24 protein-coding genes and 1 pseudogene are annotated in these 25,772 nt (G+C 71.1%); 10 read left to right on the forward strand and 15 right to left on the reverse strand.

What is annotated here, in order from left to right; translation table 11 throughout:
- Positions 1 to 161: 161 nt before the first annotated feature.
- Positions 162 to 1,736, reverse strand: coding sequence for an ABC transporter substrate-binding protein (locus ACZ7CF_RS21090; RefSeq protein WP_360401271.1), 1,575 nt, complete (start codon positions 1,734 to 1,736; stop codon positions 162 to 164).
- Positions 1,737 to 1,896: 160 nt separating this feature from the next.
- Here ACZ7CF_RS21090 and ACZ7CF_RS21095 point away from each other — a divergent pair, with 160 nt between their 5' ends.
- Entirely contained in the window at positions 1,897 to 2,277 is a 381-nt protein-coding gene (locus ACZ7CF_RS21095; protein WP_470370325.1) for a hypothetical protein, read from the forward strand.
- Here the strand turns inward: ACZ7CF_RS21095 and ACZ7CF_RS21100 are convergent.
- Complete coding sequence (locus ACZ7CF_RS21100; RefSeq protein ID WP_470370326.1) at positions 2,258 to 3,961, reverse strand: IlvD/Edd family dehydratase; 1,704 nt, start codon at positions 3,959 to 3,961, stop codon at positions 2,258 to 2,260. The two genes, ACZ7CF_RS21095 and ACZ7CF_RS21100, sit on opposite strands and share 20 nt — an antisense overlap.
- A 141-nt stretch (positions 3,962 to 4,102) precedes the next feature.
- Between ACZ7CF_RS21100 and ACZ7CF_RS21105 the strand changes: the two are divergent.
- Positions 4,103 to 4,357, forward strand: a pseudogene (locus ACZ7CF_RS21105) (DUF6292 family protein); the annotation flags it as partial.
- A gap of 187 nt (positions 4,358 to 4,544) precedes the next feature.
- Here ACZ7CF_RS21105 and ACZ7CF_RS21110 read toward each other — a convergent pair.
- Together ACZ7CF_RS21110 and ACZ7CF_RS21115 are read right to left on the reverse strand one after the other, a co-directional pair.
- A complete protein-coding gene (locus tag ACZ7CF_RS21110; RefSeq protein ID WP_458431669.1) occupies positions 4,545 to 6,707 on the reverse strand; it encodes an MMPL family transporter in 2,163 nt (720 codons plus the stop codon).
- 5 nt (positions 6,708 to 6,712) lie between these two features.
- Complete coding sequence (locus tag ACZ7CF_RS21115; protein ID WP_458431670.1) at positions 6,713 to 7,264, reverse strand: TetR/AcrR family transcriptional regulator; 552 nt, start codon at positions 7,262 to 7,264, stop codon at positions 6,713 to 6,715.
- A 197-nt stretch (positions 7,265 to 7,461) separates the two neighbouring features.
- On the opposite strand from ACZ7CF_RS21115, the gene ACZ7CF_RS21120 reads away from it, so the two are divergent.
- From ACZ7CF_RS21120 to ACZ7CF_RS21130, 3 genes are all read left to right on the forward strand, one after another.
- Entirely contained in the window at positions 7,462 to 7,752 is a 291-nt protein-coding gene (locus ACZ7CF_RS21120; RefSeq protein WP_470370327.1) for a DUF1905 domain-containing protein, read from the forward strand.
- Between the two features lie 145 nt (positions 7,753 to 7,897).
- Complete coding sequence (locus ACZ7CF_RS21125) at positions 7,898 to 9,283, forward strand: PP2C family protein-serine/threonine phosphatase (protein WP_470370328.1); 1,386 nt, start codon at positions 7,898 to 7,900, stop codon at positions 9,281 to 9,283.
- A complete protein-coding gene (locus ACZ7CF_RS21130) occupies positions 9,280 to 10,299 on the forward strand; it encodes a cobalamin B12-binding domain-containing protein (RefSeq protein WP_470370329.1) in 1,020 nt (339 codons plus the stop codon). The genes ACZ7CF_RS21125 and ACZ7CF_RS21130 overlap by 4 nt, the downstream gene beginning before the upstream one ends.
- A 34-nt stretch (positions 10,300 to 10,333) precedes the next feature.
- Here the strand turns inward: ACZ7CF_RS21130 and ACZ7CF_RS21135 are convergent, their stop codons facing one another.
- Positions 10,334 to 12,304: an MDR family MFS transporter gene (locus ACZ7CF_RS21135; RefSeq protein ID WP_470370330.1), complete on the reverse strand. Its 1,971-nt coding sequence runs from the start codon at positions 12,302 to 12,304 to the stop codon at positions 10,334 to 10,336.
- Positions 12,305 to 12,437: 133 nt separating this feature from the next.
- Between ACZ7CF_RS21135 and ACZ7CF_RS21140 the strand changes: the two genes are divergently transcribed.
- Positions 12,438 to 12,770, forward strand: coding sequence for a putative quinol monooxygenase (locus ACZ7CF_RS21140; RefSeq protein ID WP_360401301.1), 333 nt, complete (start codon positions 12,438 to 12,440; stop codon positions 12,768 to 12,770).
- A gap of 182 nt (positions 12,771 to 12,952) precedes the next feature.
- Here the strand turns inward: ACZ7CF_RS21140 and ACZ7CF_RS21145 are convergent, their stop codons facing one another.
- The 4 genes from ACZ7CF_RS21145 to lexA form a co-directional block, all read right to left on the reverse strand.
- On the reverse strand, positions 12,953 to 13,624 hold the full coding sequence (locus ACZ7CF_RS21145) for a CE1759 family FMN reductase (protein ID WP_458431673.1): 672 nt from the start codon (positions 13,622 to 13,624) through the stop codon (positions 12,953 to 12,955).
- Positions 13,624 to 14,046 (reverse strand): MarR family winged helix-turn-helix transcriptional regulator, encoded by a 423-nt coding sequence (locus ACZ7CF_RS21150; protein ID WP_360401307.1) that lies wholly within the window; start codon positions 14,044 to 14,046, stop codon positions 13,624 to 13,626. Before ACZ7CF_RS21150 ends, ACZ7CF_RS21145 begins: the two co-directional genes overlap by 1 nt.
- Positions 14,047 to 14,056: 10 nt before the next feature.
- Positions 14,057 to 15,214, reverse strand: a complete 1,158-nt coding sequence (locus tag ACZ7CF_RS21155) for an LLM class flavin-dependent oxidoreductase (protein WP_360401310.1) — start codon at positions 15,212 to 15,214, stop codon at positions 14,057 to 14,059.
- A 267-nt stretch (positions 15,215 to 15,481) separates the two neighbouring features.
- Entirely contained in the window at positions 15,482 to 16,138 is a 657-nt protein-coding gene (lexA, locus tag ACZ7CF_RS21160; protein WP_470370331.1) for a transcriptional repressor LexA, read from the reverse strand.
- A 170-nt stretch (positions 16,139 to 16,308) separates the two neighbouring features.
- Here lexA and ACZ7CF_RS21165 point away from each other — a divergent pair, with 170 nt between their 5' ends.
- From ACZ7CF_RS21165 to ACZ7CF_RS21175, 3 genes are read left to right on the forward strand one after another with little or no spacing between them, the layout of a single operon-like run.
- Positions 16,309 to 16,737 carry an SRPBCC domain-containing protein gene (locus ACZ7CF_RS21165; RefSeq protein ID WP_360401316.1) on the forward strand — a complete coding sequence of 143 codons (429 nt, stop codon included), beginning with the start codon at positions 16,309 to 16,311 and terminating at the stop codon, positions 16,735 to 16,737.
- A 9-nt stretch (positions 16,738 to 16,746) separates the two neighbouring features.
- Positions 16,747 to 16,980 (forward strand): hypothetical protein, encoded by a 234-nt coding sequence (locus ACZ7CF_RS21170; RefSeq protein ID WP_470370332.1) that lies wholly within the window; start codon positions 16,747 to 16,749, stop codon positions 16,978 to 16,980.
- A 53-nt stretch (positions 16,981 to 17,033) separates the two neighbouring features.
- On the forward strand, positions 17,034 to 18,188 hold the full coding sequence (locus tag ACZ7CF_RS21175) for an AI-2E family transporter (RefSeq protein ID WP_360401319.1): 1,155 nt from the start codon (positions 17,034 to 17,036) through the stop codon (positions 18,186 to 18,188).
- A 53-nt stretch (positions 18,189 to 18,241) separates the two neighbouring features.
- Here the strand turns inward: ACZ7CF_RS21175 and msrA are convergent, their stop codons facing one another.
- Complete coding sequence (msrA, locus tag ACZ7CF_RS21180; RefSeq protein ID WP_360401322.1) at positions 18,242 to 18,739, reverse strand: peptide-methionine (S)-S-oxide reductase MsrA; 498 nt, start codon at positions 18,737 to 18,739, stop codon at positions 18,242 to 18,244.
- A gap of 115 nt (positions 18,740 to 18,854) precedes the next feature.
- Positions 18,855 to 19,367, reverse strand: coding sequence for a hypothetical protein (locus ACZ7CF_RS21185; protein ID WP_470370333.1), 513 nt, complete (start codon positions 19,365 to 19,367; stop codon positions 18,855 to 18,857).
- 449 nt (positions 19,368 to 19,816) lie between these two features.
- On the opposite strand from ACZ7CF_RS21185, the gene ACZ7CF_RS21190 reads away from it, so the two are divergent.
- Positions 19,817 to 20,860 (forward strand): hypothetical protein, encoded by a 1,044-nt coding sequence (locus ACZ7CF_RS21190; RefSeq protein WP_470370334.1) that lies wholly within the window; start codon positions 19,817 to 19,819, stop codon positions 20,858 to 20,860.
- A 150-nt stretch (positions 20,861 to 21,010) separates the two neighbouring features.
- Here the strand turns inward: ACZ7CF_RS21190 and ACZ7CF_RS21195 are convergent, their stop codons facing one another.
- The 4 genes from ACZ7CF_RS21195 to ACZ7CF_RS21210 form a co-directional block, all read right to left on the reverse strand.
- A complete protein-coding gene (locus ACZ7CF_RS21195; protein WP_470370335.1) occupies positions 21,011 to 21,955 on the reverse strand; it encodes an anti-sigma factor RsbA family regulatory protein in 945 nt (314 codons plus the stop codon).
- On the reverse strand, positions 21,952 to 22,740 hold the full coding sequence (locus tag ACZ7CF_RS21200; RefSeq protein ID WP_470370336.1) for an MEDS domain-containing protein: 789 nt from the start codon (positions 22,738 to 22,740) through the stop codon (positions 21,952 to 21,954). Before ACZ7CF_RS21200 ends, ACZ7CF_RS21195 begins: the two co-directional genes overlap by 4 nt.
- Before the next feature lie 214 nt (positions 22,741 to 22,954).
- Entirely contained in the window at positions 22,955 to 25,420 is a 2,466-nt protein-coding gene (locus ACZ7CF_RS21205) for an ATP-binding SpoIIE family protein phosphatase (RefSeq protein ID WP_470370337.1), read from the reverse strand.
- Complete coding sequence (locus tag ACZ7CF_RS21210; protein ID WP_360401340.1) at positions 25,417 to 25,770, reverse strand: STAS domain-containing protein; 354 nt, start codon at positions 25,768 to 25,770, stop codon at positions 25,417 to 25,419. The genes ACZ7CF_RS21205 and ACZ7CF_RS21210 overlap by 4 nt, the downstream gene beginning before the upstream one ends.
- Positions 25,771 to 25,772: the final 2 nt, after the last annotated feature.

Here is a 25,772-nt window from a genome sequence, read left to right on the forward strand (position 1 = left end):
TTGTGGGTGCGCGGCAGCCGCCGGTGAGCCGGGCCCGTCGCCGTCCTGCGGGGCGACGACGGCAGGGTTGCTGGCCGCCTGACCGCCGACGGCAGAAACCCCGGCCGCCTGACCGCCAACAATCCCCTCAGCGCCCTCCGGCCCACCACCCGAAGCCCGAGTCACGACTTCGGCGTCCAGCGCTCGAGGTTCCACCACACCGCGTGCACGAGCCCGTGGTCGTGCGGCTCGACCTGCGTTTCCTGCCCGTTCCACTTGTCCCGCACCACGTACGTGTGCTCCAGGAACACGAGGAACGCCCACCCCGGGTCGGCGACGTAGGCCTGCTGGAAGTCGGAGTAGGCCTGCTTGCGCACGGCCGGGTCGAGCGACCGGCGGGCCGTGTCGAGTGCGGTGTCCACTGTGGAGTTGCGGTAGTGGCTCATGTTCACGTAGCCGGGCTGGCCGGCGTAGCGGGAGTGCAGCAGGGTGTAGGCGGCGGTGTCGGGGTCGTAGGGGTCGCCGCCGCCCCAGATCGAGGCGGCTTCGCGTTGGCGTTGCAGCATGACGTCGAACGTGGTGGCTTCGGCGGGGGCGTCGATGCCGAGTTTGGCGATGTCGGAGGCGGCTGCCAGGGCGAGCTCTTTGCGCAGCACGTCGGGTGCGGGGTACAGGACGGGTAGGCGGGCTGGCTGGCCGTCCTTGGTGCGCTTGCCGTCGGGGCCTTGGCGCCAGCCTGCTTCGTCGAGCAGGCGGGCGGCTTCCGCTGTGTCGAACGGGAAGGTCGCCGACGGGTCGTGCCACGCGGAGAGGTGCGGGGAGACCGGGGTTGCGGCCGGGGTGCCGGAGCCGGCGAGAACGGTGTCGATCATGGCCTGGCGGTTGATGGCCAGGTTCAGGGCGCGGCGGACGCGGGGGTCGGAGGTGAAGGGGAGTTCCGAGGGCAGGCCGATGCCGCGGTAGTCGGCGGACGGGTTGCGCACCACGCGGTAGCCGGAGCGGTCGGTGTAGGAGCGGGCGAGTTTCGGGGGCAGGACGGTGCCGTCGAACTCGCCGGCTGCCATGCGGGTGGCGCGGGCGTTGTCGTCGGGGACGAACACCACGGTCACGGTCTTGATCGCGGGGGCGCCGGCCCAGTGCTGCTCGTTGGCCTTGAGAACCAGGCGGTCGCCCTTGCGCCACTCCGCCACCGCGTACGGGCCGGTGCCGACGGGGGCGGTGTTGAACGGCGCGGTGTTCACGTCGGCGCCGGCGAACTTCGCCGCGGGCACGATGCCCAGGGTCAGCTGCTGGGCGAACGGGGCGTAGGGGTAGGAGAGCGTGAACCGCACGGTCGCGGGGTCGACGGCCACGACGTCGGCGACGGCGTCGAAGCGGGAGGCGATCGTGGAGTTCACCTTCTTGTCCAGCACGGACTTGTACGTGAACACGACGTCCGAGGCGGTCAGCGGGGTGCCGTCGGAGAACGTGACACCGGTGCGCAGCTTCGCCGTCCACGTGAGGCCGTCGGCCGACGCGGTGGGCAGCTCGGCGGCCAGTGCGGGGACCAGCTTCAGCGCGGCGTCGCGGGCGACCAGGCCGTCGAAGACCTTCGCGGCACCGTCGGGGGCGTAGCCGAGCACCGGGTTCAGGTTCTCCGGTTCGCTGCCGGCGCCGATCACGATGGATGTCGCCGAGCCGGTCACCGCGCCGTCCGGTGACGTGCACGCCGTCGCCGCCAGTGCGGCGGTCAGCAGTGCGAGGACCGTTCGGCGCATGCAGTTCCTCCCGGGGTGTCCGTGTTGCCGGGTGCAGCTAACAGCAATTAAGTTGCAACAGGCAATAGTTGGCAACACCACAGCAAGATCGACGGGGAGGACGCTTGCACGCCGGAGAAGGGCGGACGCGCTAGGTTCGGAGCAGTTGGGGGGAGAGGTCGTGCTCAAGATCGCAGTCCGGGTGTTCGCCGTCGTCGCGGTGATCAGCGGTGTGCTGCTGGCCGTGACGGCACTGGTGCCGGGTGTGGGAACGGTGCTCGTCAACGCCGGCCTGCTGGGGGTGCTGGCCGGTCCGGTGGCGCTCGGGACCTACGCGGGCGGCCTGCTGCCCAGACCCGCCGGGGTGCGGGTCCTCACCGGGATCGGCGTGGCGTTCATCGCGTTCAGCATCACGAACAACCTCGCGCAGGTGGTGTCGCTGGCGACGGAGCCGGGGTCGTCGCGCGACCACCTCGAACACGGCGTCTTCGCCGTGCTGTGGCTGCTCCTCGGGCTGTTCCTGGTCTGGGACGCGAAGCGGCTCAGTGCGACTCCCTGCTGACCTCCGACCCGCTGGACCCCAGCAGGAAGTCCAGGTCGGCACCGGTGTCGGCGCCGAGCACGTGGTCGACGTAGAGCCGTTCCCAGCCACGCCGGGGAGCCGCGAACGCGGCGGTCATCCGCGGGCTCGGCGTGCGGTCGAGGAAGTCCGGTGCCTCCACGTCGATGCGCCGGTTCGCCACGTCGAGCACGATCACGTCACCGGTGCGCACCAGGCCGAGCGGCCCGCCTGCCGCGGCCTCGGGGGCCACGTGCAGGACGACCGTGCCGTAGGCGGTGCCGCTCATGCGGCCGTCGCAGATCCGCACCATGTCGCGGACGCCCTGCTCCAGCAGCTTTTTGGGCAACGGCATGTTCGACACCTCCGGCATGCCGGGGTAGCCGCGCGGGCCGCAGCCGCGCAGCACCAGCACGGAGCCGGCGTCCACGTCGAGGTCCGGGTCGTCGATGCGGGCGTGGAAGTCCTCGATGCTGTCGAACACCACGGCCCTTCCCCTGTGCCGCAACAGCTCCGGTGACGCGGCCGCCGGTTTCACCAGCGCGCCCTGCGGGGCGAGGTTGCCGCGCAGCACGGCGATGCCGCCCTCGGCGATGATCGGCTGCGCGCGGCTGCGGATCACCTCGGGGTCCCAGATCGGGGCGTCGTCGAGGTGGTCGACGAGCGGCCGGCCGGTCACGGTCACACCGGCCGGGTCGAGCAGGTCGCGGACCTCGCGCAGCACCGCGAGCAGGCCGCCCGCGCGGTGGAAGTCCTCCATCAGGAACCGGCCGGCGGGCTGGAGGTCCACCAGCAGCGGCACGCCGGAGCCGATGCGGTCGAAGTCGTCGAGCACCAGGTCGACGCCGAGCCGGCCCGCGATGGCGAGCAGGTGGACCACGGCGTTGGTCGAGCCGCCGATCGCCGCGAGCGCCACGATCGCGTTGTGGAACGACGCCTTCGACAGGAACGTGCTGGGGCGCCGGTCCTCCGCCACGAGCTGAACGGCGAGGCGGCCGGTGCCGTGGGAGGCCTCCAGCAGCCTGCTGTCCGGTGCCGGGGTGCCCGCCACACCGGGGACCACGGTGCCGAGCGCCTCCGCCACCAGCGCCATGGTCGAGGCGGTGCCCATGGTGTTGCAGTGGCCGCGGCTGCGGATCATCGCCGACTCGGAGCGGAGGAACTGCTCCTGCGACAACGTGCCCGCGCGCACCTCCTCCGACAGCCGCCACACGTCCGTGCCGCACCCCAGCGGCACCCCGCGGAACGTGCCCGTCAGCATCGGGCCACCGGGCACCACCACGGCCGGGATGTCGACGGACGCGGCGGCCATCAGCAGCGCGGGGATCGTCTTGTCGCAGCCGCCGAGCAGCACCACGCCGTCGACCGGGTTGGCGCGCAGCATCTCCTCGGCCGCCATCGCGGCCATGTTGCGCCACAGCATCGCGGTGGGGCGGACGTTGGTCTCGCCGAGCGACACCACCGGCAGGTTCAACGGGATGCCACCGGCTTCGTACACGCCGTTCGACACCGCGGCGGCGACCTCGCCGAGGTGCGCGTTGCACGGCGTGAGGTCGGAGGCGGTGTTGGCGATGGCGATCTGCGGACGTGAGAACGCGTCGTCGGGGGTGCCGCGGCGCATCCAGGCGCGGTGGATGTAGGCGTTGCGGTCCTGCCCTGCGTACCAGTGCGCGCTGCGGAGGGTCACCCTCCTGTCGTACGGGGCGCAGGCGGTGGCGCGCAAGCCCTGGCGTTCGCGCGGTTGCCTTGCCGCAGAACGGGGTACTCGGCCCCTGCGTCAAGCAGTCGGCGCTGTTGCCCCGTTGGTACGAGAGGCGGTGACGGCATGATGACGCCGGCGTTGGACTACGCGCTCCGCGTCACGCGGGAGCTCGGCCTCAGCGGAGAGTCCTCCTGTGTGGACAGCGAGAAGCCGTTGAGGCTCTACATCGCGGTGGAGGGGCGGCTGCCCGGCCACCCCGACCACGAGGTGGCGCTGCTGTGGACCGAGTGCCACGGCTGGGCCATCGCGGTCGAGAGACCCGACACGGCCGAGGTGACCGTCGTCGAGCACCTCGGGGGAGCGGTGGAGCCGCCACCGCGCACGGTGGGCCAGGTGGGTGCGGCGCATGCTCGCCCGCGCCGACCGGCAGACGGCGGCCACCGAGACGCACACCCACCCCGGACAGGTCGCCTGACCTGCACCGAGACTGACCTGAACGAGACTGGCCTGCAACGACGAACTCGCCCCAGGGCTCCGTCAGAGCCCTGGGGCGAGTCGCGTGTCGGGGTCAGCTCACCGCGACGGGTTCCTGCGCCTTCTTCGCGGCCGGCAGGTCGTCGAGCGCGGTGCCCTCGACGTCGAGCTCCGGCAGCCAGCGCAGCCACTTCGGCAGCCACCAGGCGCGCTCACCGAGCAGGGCCAGCGCGGCGGGCACCAGCACCATGCGGACCACGAACGCGTCCACGAAGATGCCGACCGCCAGCGCGAAGGCGATGGACTTCACGGTGGGCTCGCCGGCGGGCACGAAGCCCGCGAACACCGAGAACATGATCAGCGCGGCGGCCACGACGACCGGTGCGGCCTGGCGGAAGCCGGTGGTGATGGCCTCGATCGGCTTCGCGCCGCGGTGGTGCGCCTCGTGCATCCGCGACACCAGGAAGATCTGGTAGTCCATGGCGAGTCCGAACAGGATGCCGATCACCAGGATCGGCGTGAGGCTGATCAACGGGCCGGTGCCGTCGAGGTTGACCGCGCCGGACAGCCAGCCCCACTGGAACACCGCCACCGTGGCGCCGAGGGAGGCGCCGATGGTCAGCAGGAAGCCGAGCACGCCCACCAGCGGCACGAGCAGCGAGCGGAACACCAGCACCAGCAGCACCAGCGCGAGGCCCACGACGACGGCCAGGTAGATCGGCAGCGCGCGGTCCAGCGAGGTGGCCACGTCGACGCTCACGGCGGTGGCACCGGTGACGTAGGCCTTGCCGCCGTCCAGGTCGGACAGCTCGGTGCGCAGGTCGGCGACGAGCTGTTCGGTCTCCGCGGTGTCCGGGCCGGACTTCGGGATGACGGTGACCATGGCGGACCCGCCGTCGGCGCTGGGCTGGGCCGGCGTCACCAGTGCGACGTCGGACAGCTTCGAGAGCGGCTCGGCGGCCTTGGTCGCGGTCGCGGCGGCGTTGTCGCCCTCGACGAGCACGATGATCGGGCCGTTGAAGCCCTCGCCGAACCCGCGGGCCAGCAGTTGGTCGGCGCGTTCCTGGGTGGAACCGGCCGGCGGCCGCTGGATGAGCGTGGTGTCCATGGACGCGACCGGGATCGAGACGACGCCGAGCGCGACGACCGAGAGCAGCAGCGCGGTGACGCGGCGCTTGGTGACCAGGCCGCCCCAGCCGCGGATGACACCGCGGTCCTTCGGCTCGACCGGCTCGGCCTCGGACGCGGAGCGCTCCTTGCGGGTCAGCACGCGGCGGCCGAGCATGCTCAGCACCGCGGGCACGAGCGTGATGGCGATCAGCACGGCGACGACGATCGTGGCGGCGGCCGCGACGCCCATCTGCGTGAGGAACGGGATGCCCGCGATCACCAGGCCGACCAGCGCGATCACCACGGTGAGACCGGCGGTGACGACGGCGGACCCGGCGGTGCCGACCGCGGTGGCGACGGCGTGGCCGACGTCGGCACCCCGGCGCAGCTCCTGCCGGTAGCGGTTGATGATGAACAACGCGTAGTCGATGCCGACCGCGAGCCCCAGCATCGAGGCGAGGATCGGCGTGGTCGACTGCAGGTCCATGAATCCGGTGGCGATGGTGATGCCGAGCGTGCCGATGCCGACGCCGATGCCCGCGCTGAGCAGGTTCATGCCGGCGGTCACCAGCGAGCCGTAGGTCAGCGCCAGCACGACCAGGGCGAGCACGACACCGATGGCCTCGGTCGGGCCGCCGACGTGCGGCGTCTCCTGCATCGCGGTGCCGCCGACCTCGATCGTGAGGCCCTGCGCCCGCGCCTTGTCGACGGCGCCGAGCAACGCGGTCCGCTGGTCAGCGGTGACCTCGCCGGGCTTCACGTCGTAGGTGACGGTGCTGTAGCCGGTGTCGACGTCCTTGTTGACGCTCGGCCGGGCCGGGTCCAGCGGGTTCGTCGCGGACGTGACGCCGTCGAGCTTGCCCAGGTCTCCGACCAGCTCGGTCACGGCCTGGGCGTGCGCGGGCAGCTTGTCCTGCGCGTGCACGACGACGCGGGCCTGCGCGGTCTCGCCGGTGCCGAACTTCTGCTGGATGCGCTCCAGCGCCGTCGTCGACTCCTGGCCGGGGATGGACATCGCGTTGGACGTCTCACCGCCGAGCGTGAACGCGCCGACACCGGACCCGACCAGCACGAGCAGCCAGATGAGGACGACCGGGAGGCGGTGCCGGTGGGCACCGAGTCCGAGCCGGTAGAGCAGTTTCGCCATGGTGTTCAGGCCTCCCGGTGCCCGAGTGCGTCATAACAGGTAGCGAGGATCAAGGGGCGCCACGTCGTCTTGTCGCCCTCCTGGTTGGCCAGGAGGGTCAGCACGGCCATGGCGCTGAGCGCGCCGACGATCCGGATCGCGCGGGGCAGTTCCTGCTCGGGCTCGATGACGAACATCTCGTTGAGCAGCAGTTCGTCCTGCGCCTGCTGCGGGTCCTCGCCCGGTGCCGTCATCGACCGGAACAGCAGCGCGACCATGCCCGGCCGGTCGAGCGCGTAGTCGGTGAGCAGCTCCAGCGCGCGCCGTTCACGGCCCGGTCCGGCCGGCAGGTCGCTGACCAGGTCGAGCACGTGCCGGCAGATGACGCGGCTCTGCTCCCACGCGGCCTCGAAGAGGGCTTCCTTGCTGGGGAAGTGGTGCAGCAGCCCCGCCTTGGACAGGCCGGCGGCGTCCGCGAGGGCCTTGAGCGAGGTCTGCTCGAAGCCGTGGCGGGCGAACAACGCCGCGGCGGCGTCGAGGATCGACTCGTCGACTCCGGTCCTGGGCTGGCGTGGCATGAGCCTGACTTTACGGCGTTCACCGACCGATTCGGTAGGTAAACCGACCGATTCGGTCGGTGGCCTTCGTCACCACAACGGGGGAATCATCGAGCGGGTTGAGATGACTGGTGGTCACCTCGTGCTGCCGGATGGATGAACCGGGACGGGCTTGATGCCGCTCTTGGGGCAATCGCCGACTACGGGACAATGGACCGATGTTCGTCTTCGACGCGGAGCTCTGGCTGTGGGAGGCCCGCCGCCTGGACACCTGGACGTTCGTCACACTGCCCGAGGACGTCTCGGACGAGATCCGCGACCTGGCCACCCCCGGCGCGGGCTTCGGCTCGGTCAAGGTCCGGGCCGGCGTCGGCACCAGCAGCTGGTCGACCTCGGTGTTCCCGGACAAGGCGAGCGGCTGCTACGTCCTGCCGGTCAAGGCCGCCGTCCGGAAGAAGCAACAGGTTGAACCGGGTGACACCATCGAGGTGACGGTGGAGGTCGTGTGAGGGTCCCTACCCGCGCCACGCGGCTGCCAAACGTTGTTCTTGATCAGTTTCGGGTGAGACACTGGGACACGTGGTCGCGGTCATGAACTGGTTGCGTTCGCCGTGCCCAGCACTTGTCGCCGATGCCGCCGGTGCCGTGCACGGCATGAACGAGGCAGCCAAGAGCATCTTCCCCTCCCAGGTCGCCGAGCTGCAGTGGCAGCACGGCGACTCCGTCAGCGTCTCCGAACGCACCTACGCCGCACACCGGGTGGACAACGAGGACGGCTCGGTCACCTGGTGGCTGCTCGACGAGACCGATCTCAAGCTGGAGCGCGAGCGGACGGCGCTGCTGACGCGGATGTCGAGCGCGTTGATGACCTCGCTCAACCCCGAGCGCTGCATGACCGTCGTCGCCGAGCTCGCCGCCACCCACCTCGCGGACGAGGCGCTGGTCATCGCGCCGCAGTCGGGCCACGGGCACCCCGTCACGCGCTGCGTGCGCGGCGGGTCGCCCACGCACGAGCTGCAGCACCTCGACGTCGAGCAGGTGATCGGGCTCGGCGAGGCGCTGCGCGGGTTCCCGCCGGTGCCGTCGCGGTGGATCGACCCGGCCGCGGCGCCGGACTGGCTGGCCAAGGACGTCGTGTCGATCGTCGTCACGCCGCTGCCCGGTCACGGGGTGCCGGCCGGCGCGCTGATCCTGGTGCGCCGCGACCAGCCGTTCAGCGAGGACGAGGAGGCGTTCGCGCGGCTCTTCGCCTCACGGGCGGGCGTCGCGATGTCGGCGGCCGGCCTGTTCACCCAGCAGGCGGTCATCACCGAACGGCTCACCAGGGACCTGCTGCCGCCGGTGCTGCGCCGCTACGACAGGGTCGAGCTGGCCGGGCGCTACCGGGCGGCCGCGGACACCGAACGGGTCGGTGGCGACTTCTACGACGTGCACGAGCTGCCGGACGACGAGCTGTTCGTCGTGCTCGGCGACGTGTGCGGCAAGGGTCTCGACTCGGCCGTGCAGACCGGCAAGGTGCGCACGACCCTGCACGCGCTGCTGCAGGTCGTGGACGACCACGACCGGGTGCTGCGCGCGCTCAACCAGGCGCTGCTCACCACCGACCGGTCGCGGTTCATCACCGTGGTCGTCGGCACCGTCCGGCCGGTCGACGACGGCCTGCGCCTCACCCTCACCTCGGGCGGGCACCCGCCGCCGCTGATCGTGCGCGCGAACGGCCTGGTCGAGGCCGCGAAGACGCGCGGCACGCTGGTCGGCATCCTGCCCGAGATCACGACGACCACCGACGAGGTGCTGCTCGGCCCCGGTGACTCCTGCCTGCTCTACACCGACGGCATCATCGAGGCCGTGGGCGGACCGCTCGGCGACGAGGAGTTCGGCGAGGAACGGCTGCGGCGCGCGCTCGCGTCGTGCGGCGGCATGCCCGCCGAGGCGCTGGTCGAACACGTGCACATGCTCGCGGCGAACTGGGTCGGCGCGGGTGCCCACGACGACATCGCGGTGATGTCGGTCACCGCACCCCGGCGGAGGTCCGCGTGACGGCGCTCGACGCGCTCTGGGAGGCCGTCCTGGACGGTGACGAGCACCGGGCGACCGACCTCGTGCTCGAAGCCGCGGACCGGTACGGGCACGAGTTCGTGCTGCTCGACGTGATCGGCGCCGTGCAGCAGCGGGTCGGCCGCGAGTGGGCGGCGAGCCGGATCAGCGTCGCGCAGGAGCACGCGATCACCGCCATCAACGAACGCGCGGTCACGGCGCTCACGATCACCCGGCCGCGGCAGCAGCCCACGCACGGGCGCGTGACCGTGGCCTGCGTGGACGGCGAGTGGCACGCGCTGCCCGCCCGGCTGCTGGCCGAGGTGCTGTCGCTGCGCGGGTTCGCCGTCGACTACCTCGGCGCGCAGGTCCCGACCCCGCACCTGATCACCCACCTGCACCGCACCGGCCCGGACGTGCTGGCGCTGTCCAGCTCCATCGCGACCAGGCTGCCCGTCGCGCACGCCACGATGACGGCGTGCCAGGCGACGGGCGTGCCGGTGATCGTCGGTGGTGCGGCCTTCGGCCGGGACGGCGAGTACGCGCGCCGGTTCGGAGCCAACGCGTGGGCCGCCGACGCCCGGTCCGCCGCGGACATGCTGCTGTCGCAGAAGCTGCCGGTGCCGACCTCGCCGCACCAGCCGATCGACGACCTGCCGCACCTGGCCGACCAGGAGTACACGCTGGTCAAGCGCACCGCGAACGACCTCGTGCGCGCGGTGTTCCGCGGGCTGGAGGAGCGGGTGCCCGCGATGCGCGCCTACAGCGCCGAGCAGCGCCAGCACACCGCCGAGGACCTGGCGCACATCGTGGACTTCCTCGCGACCGCGTTGTACGTCGACGACGACTCGCTGTTCCACGGCTTCATGGCGTGGACCGGTGACGTGCTCAACGCGCGCGGGGTGCCCGTGCGGGTGCTGGAACCGGCCCTGGACCTGCTTTCCGTGCAGTTGCGGGACTTCTCACGAGCGCAGCGGATGCTGGCCAGCGTCGAGCTGGACCAGTCGATGCCGGCGTAGCTCGCCGGCCGCTCGCCGCGGTGGAGGTCCGGCGTCAGGTGCGGCTCAGCGCGCGACCGCTCTCGATCAGCTCGTCGGTGAACGAGTCGAGCGCCCGCGCGAAGTCCCGGTGGTCGGGTTCGTGCCAGTCCTGCAGCTGGTCGAGCAGCCACCGCCGCCACGCCCGCACGAGCTGCGTGAACACCTCGGCGCCCTGGTCGGTGAAGCGGTAGCCGTCGTCGTGGAACGCCAGGTGCCCCGACCGGACCAGTGCCTGCGCGGTCGGGGCGAAGATCCCGCCGGGCACCTGCGTCATAGCGGCGATTTCGTCCAACGTCGCGACACCGTCGTCAGCGGAGGCCTTGTAGACCCGGCCGAGCAGCCACGCCTGCTCCAGCGGCAGGCCGACGCCCGAGCGCCGCAGCACCGCCGCGCCGGGGTCCTCCCGCGACCTCGCCACCACCGCGGACACCAGCTTGCGCAGCTCGTCGTAGGAGTTCGACGGCGGCGCGGCGAAGCTCTCGCCGACACCGCTGTTGCCGGTCGCGGCGGCGCGGGAGGTGTCCCGCAGCGGCACCTCGGGCAGGAACACGGCGACCAGCAGCGCGACCAGGCCGATCGGGGCGGCGATGAGGAACATCGTCTGCACCGTCTCGGCGTACCCGGCGACGATCGGCGCACGGACGACGTCGGGCAGGGCGTGCACGGCCGCGGGGCTCGCGATGGCCCGCGGGTCCACACCGTCGGGCACGACGACGTTCTCCGGCAGCCGGTTGGCGTAGATCGTGCCGAAGAGGGCGACGCCGAACGAGCTGCCCATCGTGCGCAGGAAGCTGATGCCCGAGGTGGCCACGCCGAGGTCGCTGTAGCCGGTGGTGCTCTGCACGACGATCACCGGCACCTGCATCACCAGGCCGATGCCTGCGCCCAGCACCACCATGAACGCGCCCATCAGCCAGTAGCTGGTGTCCGTGCCGAGGTTGGACATCAGGAACAGGCCGGCCGTCAGCACCGCGGACCCGATGAGCGGGAACAGCCGGTACTTGCCCGTGCGGCTGATGGTGGTGCCGGTGAGCAGCGCCGTGGCCATCAGTCCCGCGATCAGCGGCAGCATCCACAGCCCGGACGCCGTGGCCGACTCACCGCGCACGTACTGCAGGTAGATCGGCAGGTAGGTGATGCCGCCGAGCATCGCGAACCCGACGACGAAGCTCAGGATGCCCGACACCGTGAACACCCGGCTGCGGAACAACCGCATCGGCAGCATCGGTTCCGCGGCCCGCTGCTCCACGAGCACGAACGCCACGAGCAGCACGACCGAACCCGCCGCCATCCCCAGGATCGTCGGCGAGGTCCACGCGTACTCGGTGCCGCCCCAGCTCGTGACCAGCGTCAACCCGGTCGCGGCGAGCGCGATCAGCGCGATGCCCGCGTAGTCGATCTTCGGCCGCGCGTCCGTCCTGATGGCGGGCAGCGCCGCCACGGCGACCACGATGACCGCGACGCCGAGCGGGATGTTGACGTAGAACGCCCACCGCCAGCTCAGGTGGTCCACGAACAGCCCGCCCAGCAGCGGCCCCGCGACCGTGGCGATGCCGAACACCGCACCGGCGAACCCCTGGAACTTGCCGCGCTCCCGGAGCGGAACGACGTCCGCGATGATCGCCGTGGACGTGACCATCAGTCCGCCGGCGCCCAGCCCCTGCACCGCGCGGAACGCGATCAGCATCCCCATCGACTCCGACCAGCCGGCGAAGAACGAGCCGACCAGGAACAGCACGACGCTGATGAGGAACGTCCGCTTGCGCCCGTAGAGGTCGCCGAACTTGCCGATCAGGACCGTCATGATCGTCTCGGCCAGCAGGTAGGACGTCACCACCCACGACAGGTGCGCGCCACCGCCGAGGTCCGCGACCATCGTCGGCAGCGCGGTGGACACGATGGTCTGGTCGAGCGCCGCCAGCAGCATGGCGAGCAGGACGGCGGCGACGACCAGGTTCCGCCTGCGGGTGTCGATCTCGGGCACGGCGCCGATGGTCGCGCAGGTCGGCGCACTCCGCAGCGCGTGCCGCGCACTGCGGCCGGGTTCCACCGGCCGGGCTGTGGGCAGACTGGGCACCCCCTAGGCTCGGTGGTGATCACCGCAGAAGGAGGCCTCCTTGATCTTCATCACCGCCAAGTTCCCGGTCCTGCCCGAGCACGCCGACGCGTGGCCGGAGCTGTCCCGCTCCTTCACCGAGGCGACCAGGGCCGAGCCGGGCTGCCTGTGGTTCGACTGGTCGCGCAGCCTCGACGACCCCACCGAGTACGTGCTCGTGGAGGCGTTCCGCGACGGTGACGCGGGCGCGGCGCACGTGCAGTCCGACCACTTCAAGGCCGCGCAGGCCGAGCTGCCGCAGTACCTCGCGGAGACGCCGCGGATCGTGAGCCAGGTCGTCGAGCAGGACGACTGGTCGCGCCTCGGCGAGATGGAGGTCGCGCCACGCGGGTGAGGCCCGGGGTGCACCACCGGGGTCCGGGGCGAGGATGGCGGGCGTGGACGCCTTCGTGGAGATGCCCGCCGGGTTCGCTGGCTCGCTCACCGCGAAGGTGCTGGGGGACAACGGCTTCTACTCGGCCGCGAAGTCCGCGCCGCGCGAGGAGCTCTCGCGCGGCGCGGGCCTCTGGCGCGGCGCTACTTGCCGGTCGAACCGCCGGCGGCCAGCCGCATCAGGTCGGAGTCGAGGTCGATCGACAGCTCGGTACCGCCCGCGCTGCCGAACTCGTGCTGGTAGCTGCCCCACGACTCCTCGCGCACCTGCTTCTCGAAACCGGAGGCCATGAGCGCCACCAGTTCCAGCGCCGCGCGGTCGATGCGCTTGTTCAGCGCGGGGTCCGTCCAGTCCTCGGTGGCCGCGAACAGCGACGTCGGCACGACCACCGTCCGCAGGTAGGCGAAGAGCCCGCGGATCTGGTCGTCGACCACGAGTGCGTGCCGGGCGGTGCCGGCGGTCGCGGCGAGCACGACCGGCTTCGCGATCAGCAGGTCGTTGTCGAGGACCTGGAAGAACGACGTGAACAGGCCGCTCGCGCCCGCCTTGTAGACCGGCGTCGAGGCGACGACCGCGTCGGCGTGCTGCAACGTGGTGATCGCCTGCTGCAGCCCGGGGCCGACGTGGTTCGACACCAGGGCGTTCGCGATCTCCGTGGCGAGCGTGCGCAGCTCGACCACCTGCGTCCGCACGGTCAGCGACCGCTGCCCGGCCAGTGCGGTGACGCGGCCGGCGACGCGGTCGGCGAGCAGCCGGGTGGACGACGGGTCGCTGGTGCCCGCCGACACGACGGCGAGCTGGAAGGTGGTGCCCATTACTCCTCGCTCTGGCTGAGCTTGCCGCAGATCGCGGCGAGTTGGTCGAGTTCTTGCGGCGTGAGGACGCTCAACGCGCGCGTGACGCTGCGCGCGTGCGGGCGGCCGATCGCCTGCTGGGTCTCCCGGCCGGCCGGGGTGAGCGACAGGCGCACACCCCGCCGGTCGCCGGGATCGGGGCAGCGGTCCACCAGCCCGCGGTCGACCAGCCGGTCGACCATGCGGGACAGGGCGGGCTGGCTGAGCAGCACGTGCCGGTTCAGCTCGCTCATCCGAAGTGGACCGTCGCACTTGGACAGGGTGTAGAGCACGTCGTACTCGCGCATGCTCAGCTCACCCCACACGTCCTCGGCGTTGAACCGCTTCACGAGCACGGCGTAGGAGGTCATCAGCGCCTCCCACGCCTCGTTCGCCCTGGTCACCGCGCCTACCTCACTCGGAGTCCTGGTAGGGCGAGCCACCGGTGACGTTGTCGCCGCGGTTGGCGTTCGGCCGCGGCTGGCGGACCGGTCCGTCGCCGTACTTGGCCTTCAGGCGCACCGCGTGCGTCGGCGGCTTGGCGGTCTCCGGGTCCTGCCGCGCCTCGATCTCCTTGCGCAGCACCGGAACCACCTCCTCGCCCAGCAGGTCGAGCTGGTTCAGCACGGTCTTGAGCGGCAGACCGGCGTGGTCCATCAGGAACATCTGGCGCTGGTAGTCGCCGAAGTGCTCGCGGAAGGTCAGCGTCTTGTCGATGACCTCCTGCGGGCTGCCGACCGACAGCGGGGTCTGCGCCATGAAGTCCTCCATCCGCGGCCCGTGGCCGTAGACGGGGGCCTCGTTGAAGTACGGGCGGAACTCGTTCAGCGCGTCCTGCGACCGCTTGGCGATGTAGGCCTGCCCGCCGAGACCGACGATGGCCTGCTTCTCCGTTCCGTGGCCGTAGTGCGCGAACCGCTGGCGGTAGAACTTGATGAGCCGCATGTAGTGCTCTTTGGGCCAGAAGATGTTGTTGGCGAAGAAGCCGTCACCGTAGTAGGCGGCCTGCTCCGCGATCTCCGGCGTGCGGATCGACCCGTGCCACACGAACGGCGGCAGGTCGTCCAACGGCCGCGGCGTGGAGGTGAAGCCCTGCAACGGCGTGCGGAACTTGCCCTCCCAGTCCACGACGTCCTCGCGCCACAACCGGTGCAGGAGGTTGTAGTTCTCCAGCGCCAGCGGCAGGCTCTGCCGGATGTCCTGACCGAACCACGGGTAGACCGGCGCGGTGTTGCCGCGGCCCAGCATCAGGTCCATGCGACCCTTCGCCAGGTGTTGCAGCATCGCGTACTCCTCGGCGATGCGCACCGGGTCGTTGGTGGTGATCAGCGTCGTGGCGGTGCTGACGACCAGCTTCCGCGTGGTCGCCGCGATGGCGGCCAGCAGGGTGGTCGGCGCGGACGAGAAGAACGGCGGGTTGTGGTGCTCGCCGATCGCGAAGACGTCGAGCCCGACCTCCTCGGTCTTCTGCGCGATCTGGACGATCGCGTCGATGCGCTCGGCCTCGCTGGGGGTCTCGCCGCTCACCGGATCCCTGGTGATGTCGCTCACCGAGAACACTCCGAACTGCACGGTCCCCGCCTCCTTCTGTCTGAAGTTCTATGCGTTTGCATCTACCTTAACGCGTGGGGCGCCCGGCTATTCCCACTGATCCTGGGCGCATGGTGGAGGTGCGGGGGATCGGCAAGGCCTGCGACGGCTGTGACTGTCCGTGCTCGCGGCGGTGGTGGCGGTGTGGTGCCACTTCGGCGTCCTGGGGCCGGTGCCGATCGGGTTGCTGGTGCAGGTGAGCCGGGGGCCGTTGCTGCTGTACCTGCTGGGCGTGGTGCAGCTCCTGCTTCAGACGCTGCGCAGCACCGACACGACGACCCCGAGGATCGTCGCGTTGTCCCCGTCGATGACCTCGTGGGCGGGGTTGCGCGGCTCCAGGAACACGTGCCCGTTGCGGCGCTGGTAGACCTTGACGGTCGCCTCCTCGTCGATCATCGCGGCGACGATCTGCCCGCTGTGCGCCTCGTGCGTCTGCTGGATGACCACCATGTCGCCGTCGCAGATCGCCGCGCCGACCATCGAGTCACCGCGCACGCGCAGCGCGAACACGTTGCCGCCGCGGCCGACCAGTCCGCGCGGCAGGCTGAGCACGTCGTCCACGTGCTCGATCGCCGAGATCGGCGACCCGGCGGCGATGTCACCGACGACCGGCACCGGGACGGAGTCGGCCGAGGAGCGGGCGGTCGCCGGCTCGTGCAGGAAGACCCGCACGTCCATCGGCCGCGTCACCGAGGCGCCCCGCTTGAGGAAACCCTTGTCCTCCAACGCCGCCAGGTGCTTCGACACCGAGGAGGAGGACCGCAGGCCCACCGCCTCGCCGATCTCGCGGGTGCTGGGGGAGTAGCCGTGCTCGACCACCCAGTCGCGGATGGCGACCAGGATCTTCTGCTGGCGCTCCGGCAGCACCGACGTGTCGAGGTGCTCAAGATCGTCGTAGGTGGTCACCGCGGTGATCTTAGTCGTCACTCGTCCGGGTGGCGGTCGCCGCCCTCGCCGGGGGAAACGGGTGCTCGACCGCGTTCCGCGGCCACACTTGGTGCAACCTGGCAGTTGCAGATCGGTCGAATGATGTGCAACCCTGTGGTTGCAAATGAAGCCGGACTGAGGAGCCTGTCGTGAGCGTGGACCGGATCGAACGCGAGACCCTGATCGAGGCGTCGCTGGACCGGGTCTGGCAGCTGGTGACCGAGCCGGGGTTCTGGGTGGCGTCGCAGCCGTCCGGCACGGCGGTCGAGGGGGAGACGACGCTGTGCAGGAACGAGCAGCACGGCGACTACCCGGTGCGGGTGGAGACCGTGACGCCGCAGTCCTACGTCGCGTACCGGTGGGCCAGTGCGTTCGCCGGCGCGGAGCTGACCGCGGACAACACCACCCTGGTCGAGTTCACGCTCACGCCGGAGGGGGCCGGCGTGCGGCTGCGGGTGGTGGAGAGCGGGTTCGCGGCGCTCGCGGCGTCCGAGGAGGTGCGGGTGCGGGCGCACGAGGACAACACCGGTGGGTGGGCCGAGGTGCTCGAAGCGTTCACCAAAAAGGCGGAGAGCTGAGTCAGGCGGGTGCCCAAGGCAGCCGACCGCGGTCGCCGCACCCGTGAACACCTGCTCGACGCCGCCGTCCACCTGTTGGCGATCGGGCCGGCGAGGTCCGCGAGGGACAGGTCGCGACGCGCCCCGGCGCCGCGATGGACGGTGCCGGGGCGCGTCGAGGGGGAGCAGGTGGTCGAGGTGTGGCTGTTCACCGCGGACCCCGCCGAGGAGGACGCGTTCTGGGGGCGGGCCGCGAAGTCGTAACGGAGTCGCGCGTCCTGACACCCGTTCGGGCTAGATCACGAGAGACTGACCTCGTGGATCGCAATCGAAGCTGGACGGACAAGGGCGAGGCCATCGGGCACGGCGTGAGCTGGCTCGCGCGGTGGAGTCTGCGGGTGGCGTTGGCCGCGCTCGGCTTCTGGATGCTGACGTGGCTGATCGGCAAGCTGTGGGTGGTGGTGATGCCGGTGTTGCTGGCGTTGCTCATCACGACGGTGCTGTGGCCGCCGGCGCGGTGGCTGATGTCGAAGGGGTGGAACGCCGCGCTGGCCGCGACGACGGTGCTGCTCGGCGGGCTCGTGGTGCTGGGCGGGGTGGTGGCGGCGATCTCGTCGTCGATCGCGTCCGGGGTTCCGGAGATCGCGCGCAGCGCCCAGGACGCGGTGCAGCAGGCGCAGCGGTGGGTGGCCGGGCCGCCGTTCAACCTCAAGGGCACCGACCTCGACCGGTTGATCGACCAGGGCGTGCAGCAGGTCAAGTCGAGCATCGGGTCGATCGCGACCGGGCTGCTCACCGGAGCGGGCGCGGTGACGTCGGGGCTGGTCACGACGGTCGTGGCGTTGCTGCTGGCGTTCTTCTTCGTCAAGGACGGCATGCGGTTCACGCCGTGGCTGCGCGGCATCATCGGGCAGCGGGCCGGTGGGCACGTCACCACGGTGCTGGAGCGGGTGTGGGCCACGCTCGGCAGCTTCATCCGCAGCCAGGCGGCCGTGAGCCTCATCGACGCGGTGCTGATCGGGCTCGGACTGCTGGTCCTCGGGGTGCCGCTCGCGGTGCCGCTGGCCGCGCTGACGTTCCTGGGCGGGTTCGTCCCGATCGTGGGCGCGTTCGTCGCCGGTGCGCTCGCGGTGCTGGTGGCGCTGGTCAGCAACGGGCCGACGACGGCGATCATCATGCTGGTCATCGTGGTGGTGGTGCAGCAGGTCGAGGGCAACGTGCTGCAACCGATCCTGCAGTCGCGCGGGCTGCGGCTGCACGCGGCGGTCGTCCTGCTCGTCGTCACCGCCGGCACGAGCCTCTACGGCATCGCGGGCGCGTTCTTCAGCGTCCCGGTCGCGGCGGCCGTGGCGGTGGTCGTGCGGTACCTCGGCGAGGTGATCGAGGCGCGCACGGTCGCGGAGGAGCCCGCAGTGGACACGTCACGACCCGTCGGCGACGAACCTGCCAAGCCCGAACGTTCTTCTGAGTGAACGCCGACGAGGGCCGTCCGGTGGACGGCCCTCGTCGATGCGTGCGGCGATCTCTACCGCTCGCCCAGCTGCCACTCCGGCCGGACGTAGTGGCAGGTGTAACCGTTCGGGTAGCGCTCCAGGTAGTCCTGGTGCTCCGGCTCGGCCTCCCAGAAGTCGGTCGCCTGCGTGACCTCGGTGACGACCTTGCCCGGCCACTTGCCGGAGGCGTCGACCTCCGCGATGACCTCTTCGGCGACGCGCTTCTGCTCGTCGGTCTCAAAGAAGATCGCCGACCGGTAGCTGGCGCCGATGTCGTTGCCCTGCCGGTTGCGCGTCGACGGGTCGTGGATCTGGAAGAAGAACTCCAGGACCTGCCGGTAGCTCAGCTGCGCCGGGTCGAACACGATCTCGATGGCCTCGGCGTGGTTGCCGTGGCGGCGGTAGGTCGCGTTCGGCGTCTCGGGGTCACCGGTGTAGCCGACGCGCGTGGAGACGACGCCGGGGTGGCGGCGGAACAGGTCCTGCATGCCCCAGAAACAGCCGCCCGCGAGAACTGCCTTCTCCGTCACAGTGTCACTCCTCTGCCTTCGGTTCTCACCCAGGAGAACGTTCGGTGTCGGCCGGTTCATCCCCGCCGTGATGTGACGTATCTATTACGGACACGGCCGAACCCTCCAGCGCTGATCAGAGGAAGGTGGTCTGTCCGATCGGCACGGCCAGGCCGGACAGGCCGTTGAGGAGGCAGTCGAGGTTGGGGTTGGCCGCCCCCACCGTCTGCGAGGTGGTGCCGGTCAGCGGACCGCTGGTCTGCCAGGTCGTCAGCTGCACGGTGCCGTCGAGCACGTTGGTGCGCACGGTGAAGTCGAAGGTGGTCTGCTCGTCTCCCGGGGACCACAGGATGGTCGCCGAGCCGGTGAGGGTGAGCAGCAGGTTGCACGGCACGCCGCCGAGGCTGGTGGCCGTGCCGGTGGCGCTGGTGACCGCCCCGCCGGCCAGTTCCGGGTGCGAACCGTTGGGGGACAGGCAGTTCACGAGGTTCGCCACCGCCGTCACCGACGCCGTGGTCTGCACGGCGGTCAGCGCGGGGCTGAAGCTGAGCTGCACGTTGACGTTGCAGGTGAGGTGGGGGACCACGGCGTGAGCCGGCGGCGCGAGTGCTCCGGCCGACCCGAGCACGAGGACCGACACGGCGGCCACGGCCCAGGTCCTGAACCGGCCCCTCGGAACTCTTCGGTGAATCGACACTGACGCCTCCTCCTGCGCGGATGTCCAGCCACGACCACCCGACCACGCGCGATGATCGTCGACAATCAGCCGATGGAGTTGCGGCCGACCACCCGAATGGCACGCACACCGTCCGAGGCGGAAATTCCATTCCGGGCGGCAAAAGCGGCAATGCGTCCAATGGACTCACAACCGCAGAGGCGCCTGATAAACGTCTAAGAATTGAATAAGTGACCGGGGGCACCGTGAGCGGTGACACAAAGCGGCGAATTCGGTGACGTTTGCGCAGGTAGAAGCTGTAAGAAAAGGAAAGTTTGAACTCTGTTCACTCGAATGGATTATATTCGCGCCCTGTCATGCCGGTCTTATTGTTCGTTGGTCAGAAACAAACAACGAACACGACCGATCAGGAGTGAACCGACATGCGCACCCACCCCCGGACCCGATGGACCGCCCCCGTACTGGCCGTGACCGCGGTCCTGCTCGCCTCCGCCGCCGTGCCGGCGAGCGCGGCGACCACCACCGCGCTCGGCTCCCCGCAGGTCGTCCCGATCCCGGACAGCCAGGTGCGGTGGTACGCCAACGACTCGACCTTCCCCTACCTGCCCAACGCCACGGGCACGGCGAACCTCACGTTCTGGGTCGACGGCGTGAACTACCGCAGCACCGGGCAGACGCTCGACACGATGAGCCCGGTCAACCCGACGACCGCCGTGCTCAGCGCCGGCCCCAAGGGGAGCTTCGACGGCAACGGCGCGTGGCTGTTCCAGGCGGTGCGCGACCCCGAGGACCCGTCCGGAGCCATCTACGGGTTCTACCACGCCGAGGACCACGTCTTCGCCGACGGCGTGACCGGCTACGAGTACAACTCCACCGGCCTGGCGGTCTCGACCGACGACGGCGTCACGTGGACCAAGGAGGGGCAGATCATCGGCACGCCGCAGCCCCAGACGGCCCAGAACGGCGGCCCCGAGATCAACTCGGTGGTCTACGACCCGATCGACAAGCGGTGGCTGGGCATCGGGCACGGCATCGCCTACGCCTCGACCGACCCCGGTGCCGCGCCGGGCACCTGGAAGGGCTGGGACGGCAGTGCCTTCACCGTGTCCATGCCCTCCACCTCCACCGACGCCGGGAAGACCAAGCCCCTGTCCTCGCTGGGCTCCGACATCTCCGACTGCGACCTCACCTGGAACACGTACCTGGGCAAGTTCGTCCTGGTCTACAAGAACTGGGGCGACAACACCCACGTGTACATGAAGACGAGCACCGACGGCATCACCTGGGGCGCGGCCACCACGCTGCTCACCGCCGCCGCGGGCAAGACCGTCGGCTACCCGCAGCTGATCGGCACCTCCAGCAGCGTGGCCGGCCAGCAGGCCACGCTGGTCTACGAGCAGTGGCCCTCCACCACCGGTCGCAACCGCGACATGATGGAGCGCACCGTCCAGTTCACCACCGGCTGACACCGCACCACCACGACCGGCCACCAGCCCTGCCGATTGATCGGCAGGGCTGGTGGCACTGGCGCGGCGGGCGGCCGGGATCAGCGTCGCGCCTCCTTCGAAAGCTCGACGACCTCGTCGTCGCGTTGACGCCACCGCGGCGTGGTGCCCTCAGGAGACGATGTGCAGGAAGACGTGGGTGGTCGTCCCTCGCGGGACGGTGTGGACGCGCACGAGGTCAGCGAGCTGGTTGACCAGCAGCAGACCGCGACCGCCCTCCTGGTCGAGGGCCGCGGGACGGCGGCCGGCGAGGGGATCGGCGAGGTGGCCGTCGTCCTGGACGGTGCAGACGAGGTGGTCGCCGGCCTGCCAGATGCTCAGCCGGCAGGTGCCGCCGGCGTGCCGGAGGCTGTTGGAGACGAGTTCCGTGGTCATCAGCGCGAGGTCGGCGGTGCGGGTCTCGGACAGGCCGAGCCGGCTGGCCTGCGCGGTGGCGAAGCGGCGGGCGTCGCGGATGCCGGCGGAGGACGTGACGTCGAGCGTGACAGCGTCCGGGGCGATGTCGAAGGGCTGGTTGTAGCGGTCGACGACGGCGTCGGGGGCGTAGCGGTCACTGCCGTGGCGACCGCCGGTCTCCCACACCAGCGGGTGGGTGGCCAGTGCGTCGGCCACGACGTGTTCGTCGAGCGCGGCGGTGTCGTAGGGGCAGGCGATGGTCACGTCACGACCGGCGAAGGCGAGGTTGATCAGGGCTTCGTGCTGGGCGCAGGCCGGGTACTCGACGTCGGTGCGGGCGGCCCAGATGGGTTCACCGATGATGCGGACGTGCTTCCGGGGGTGGCGGTCGGCGAACCGGCGCAGCACCATGGGGATGATCCGGCCCGGGTTGCGGCCCTCCACCTCCATGTCGAGCAGCAGCACGTCGTCGGCGCTCGCACCGAGGCCCTCGCGCAGCAGCCGCAGTTGCCGGGCCGGCACGGAGGCGGCGACCGGGTGGCCCAGCTCCAGGCCCTCCGCGATGAAGGGCACCAACAGGTGCAGGTACTCCTCGTCGGAGGAGTAGAACACGGCGGGGTGGACGAACTCGCCGGGGAGCGGGAGGTCGGTGATCGTCATGCGGCGCTCTCCACTCGGACGTTCGTGAGGTCGAGCAGGTCCACCAGGACGGCCACCCCTGGCCAGGAGGTGCGCAGCACGACGGAGGCGTCCCGATCAGCGGCGTGGCGGGACAGGCGCAGCAGGGCGCGGTGGTCGAGGAAGGTGAGGCCGGTCGCGTCGAACACCAGCCGCCCGTCGCGGGGACGGAGCTCGGCGCGGTGCAGGGCCAGGGCGAACTGGTCCTCGCTCAGCTGGTCCACCTCACCGGCGAAGGCCGTCCTCAGGTCATCGGCGGCGTGCAGCCGGAAGCCGGGGGAGGAGGTGTTGGCGTTGGGGTGCATGCAGGCCAGCTGCGCGAACGCGTGGTCGTCCACCTCGTCGGCGGCGTAGGCGCACATCGCCGAGAACGGCCTCTCGACCATGTACCGGTCGATCCGGTGCTCGTAGCGGGCGAACGCGTCCAGCTGCGCCGGGGTGCGCACCAGCGAGGTGCAGTCGGCCGCGACGCGGAACCCGGTGAACCCGGCGGCCAGCGCCGCTTCCGTCGCCGCGGCGTAGGTGCGCACCTGCGCCGCGGGCTCGACCACCGCGCCCACCGGGTAGGTGCTGTCCAGCGAGGCGACCTGCGCGGTCTCGCTCTTCAGCGCCTCGTCGATCCCGTCGATCCCGTCGAGGTCCTCGACCAGGGAGCCGTGGGTGCCGGTGCCGATGTAGCAGACCCGGTGACCGAGGGTCAGGCCTTCGGACAGGAACTCGCGGACCCGGTGCCGGAAATCGTGCCTGTCGCGGTATCGCCAGCACACGTGGTCATGGGGTCCGAACCCCCGTCCGTGCCCGGCGAACCCCGACCTGCGCTTGCGCGTCACCTCAGCCGCCTCTCACCTGCGCCGCGGCGATCGTCGCGACCACCGGCCAGGATCGAGCCGAGGCCGCACGTCGTCGACGCGCCCACCGGTAGAAGGTACTCCCGGCCGCGGGCAGTTCGGAGGGTGCGACCGGCGGTGACCCGGAACGCGGTCACGACCTTCCTCGTGGGCCGCGGGGCTGCGCCGCGGCGATCTCGGCCCAGACGACCTTGCCCTCCTCGGTCGCGCGGGTGCCCCACCGCGTGGCGAAGGCGTCGACCAGCAGCAGCCCGCGGTGCCGGTCGTCCTGCGGACCGGCGTTGAACAGGCGGGGCCCGGAGGTGCCGTGGTCGGCGACGTCGATGAACAGCCGGGAGTTCTCGAGGTGCAGGCGCAGCACGACCGGGCGGTCGGCGTGCTGGACGGCGTTGGCGACCAGTTCGCTGGTCACGGTGAGCGCCGCGTCCCGCACCTCGGCCAGGTCCCACCGGGTCAGCTGCTCGCTGACGAACGCGCGGGCGCGTGCCGCGACGCCCGGCCCGGTGTCCAGCGGCATGGAGGCCACCTGCCGGTCCGCCGCCAGGCGCTGCACGTGCAGCAGGGCGACGTCGTCGTCGTGGCGCCCGGCGGTGAGGCGGTCGATGAGCTTGTCGCAGGCGACCTGGAGGTCCACGTCGGGCGGCAGGGAGCCGATCTCGGCCAGCAGCGCGTTGATGCCGGTGGTGAGGTCGCGGACCCGGCTCTCGACCAGACCGTCGGTGTAGAGGGTCAGCCGTGCGCCCACCGGGAACGACGTCTGCCGCTGCAGGAACGTCTCGCCGACGCCCAACGGCATGCCCAGCCCCTCGCCGATCAGGTCCGTCGTGCCGTCGGGGTGGGTCAGGACCGCCGGCAGGTGACCGGCGTTGGCGAAGGTCAGCGTGTCGTCCGCGGGGTCGTGCACGGCGTAGAAGCAGGTGATGAACGTGGCTTTGGGGGTGACGCCGGCCAGTGCCGTCGCGTGCCGCAGCACGTCGGAGGGCGGGAGGTCCAGCAGCGCGTAGGAACGCACGGCCGTACGCATCTGCCCCATCACGGCCGCCGCTGTCACACCCCGGCCCACGACGTCGCCGACCACGAAAGCGGTGCGTCCGGCGGGCAGTTCGAGCACGTCGAACCAGTCGCCGCCGACCTCGGAGCCGGTGGCCGCGGGCAGGTAGCGGGACGCGATGGCCAGACCGCTCACGTGCGGCACCGCGGGCAGCATGCTGTGGGTGAGCTCCGACGCCGTCGAGCGCTGGCGGTCGAACAGGCGCGCGTTGTCGAGGGCGATCGCCGCGTAGCCCGCGATGCCCTCGGCGAGCTGCTGGTGCCGCTCGGTGAACCGCCCGGCCTCGTGGTGACCGAAGAAGAACCCGCCCAGCACCTCCCGCGACGACGGCGAGACCACCGGGACGGCCAGGTAGCTGCACACCGGCAGGTGCCCCGGCGGCATCCCGTGATGGGGGTCGTTGCGGCCGTACCGCGGGTCCCGGGTGATGTCGTCGGAGCGGACCGTGCCCTCGCCGTTGAAGGTGACGGAGAAGACGTCGGTGTTGCGGGGCATGGGAAAGCGCTCGAACGCCGACTTCGGCACGCCGGACAGCGTGTAGAGGGTGTAGGACTCGCCGTACTGGTCGACGAGGTTGTAGAAGAACGCGCCGAACTCCGCCCCGGTGGCCTTGGTCGCGGCGTCCGTGGCGTCCTGGACCAGCGTGGTGAGGTCGAGCTGCGAGGTCAGCCGGCGACCGACGACCTGGAGGGTGTCGACCAGCTCGGCCTCGGCGCGCAGCCGGTCGACCGTGCTTTCGAGGTCGGTCGCCTGCTCACGGGAGGTGTCCTCCAGCACGCGGAGGTGGTCGAGCAGGGCGTCGCGCTGGGCAGCCACGTCGACCTCGCCGCGGCCGGCCAGGGGGTGGGCCAGCAACCCGGTGCGGACGCTGACGGCCACCGCCCGGAACATCTCCGCGGTCTGCGGCGAGATCGGCACGCCCACCGACAGCACCACGCAGAACAGGCCACCGTCCGGCAGCGCGCCACCGAACGCCAGCACCGAGCGCACCCCGTGGTCCCGGACGAAGCCCTGGTCCGGAACGTGTTCGCTGCCGTCGGCATCGGCCACGAGGAAGACACCGCACCGCTCGCCCGCGTCCAGCGCCAGCCCGCCCGCGTCCCGCACGCCGAGCGCGGCGGCCAGCGCGAAGGCCATCGGCGCCGCAGCGGCGGCCTCGGCCGAGGTCGGTGCCAACGCACCGGGTGTGCGGCGCACGACCGGTGCGTTCTGGCCGGGTTCCGCACCGGAGCCGGCCTCCAGCACCAGGCACCACGTGTCCGGACCGGCCTCATCGGGCTCGGATCGGCGCGCGACCTCCCGGAGCGCTTCGGGCAGCTCGGCGAAACGGCGGGTGGAGAACAACCGCGCCGACAGCACGACCGAGCTCCCGTGCTCGTCCGTGAAGTGGCCGCGCAGCCGTTCCACGACCTCAGCGGCGGCGGAGCCGAAGTCGTCGGCGTCCTCGGCCGCGGCGCGGAGTCCCGCGGTCAGCCGCACCACGTCCGACAGGCCGAACGAGGCGAAGTCGCCACCGTCCCGGGCAGGCCGGGGGGAGAAGTCGTTCACCGGGCTGATCCGCCAGGTGCGTCGGGCACGTGCGCGTGGATCGTCAGCAGCTGGTGCAGCGAGGTGAGCCTGATCGCCGACTCGACCTGGGGCCGCAATGCGGCCAGGTGCAGCGCGCCACCCGCTGCCAGGGCGACCTTGTGCAACCTGACCAGCGCGCTGAGCGCACTGGAGTCGCAGAAGTCGAGCCCGGACAGGTCCAGCACCAGCGTCCCGCCCTGGGCGGCGAGCGGTTCGACCACCTCCAGCATCCGAGGGGTCGTGCCGAAGTCGAGCTCCCCGACGACCGCCGCGACCGTGTCGGCACCGCGGTCGTGCACCCCGATCTCCAACGGCAGCGCCTGGCTCATCC

Source organism: Lentzea sp. NPDC036955, from assembly GCF_055608005.1.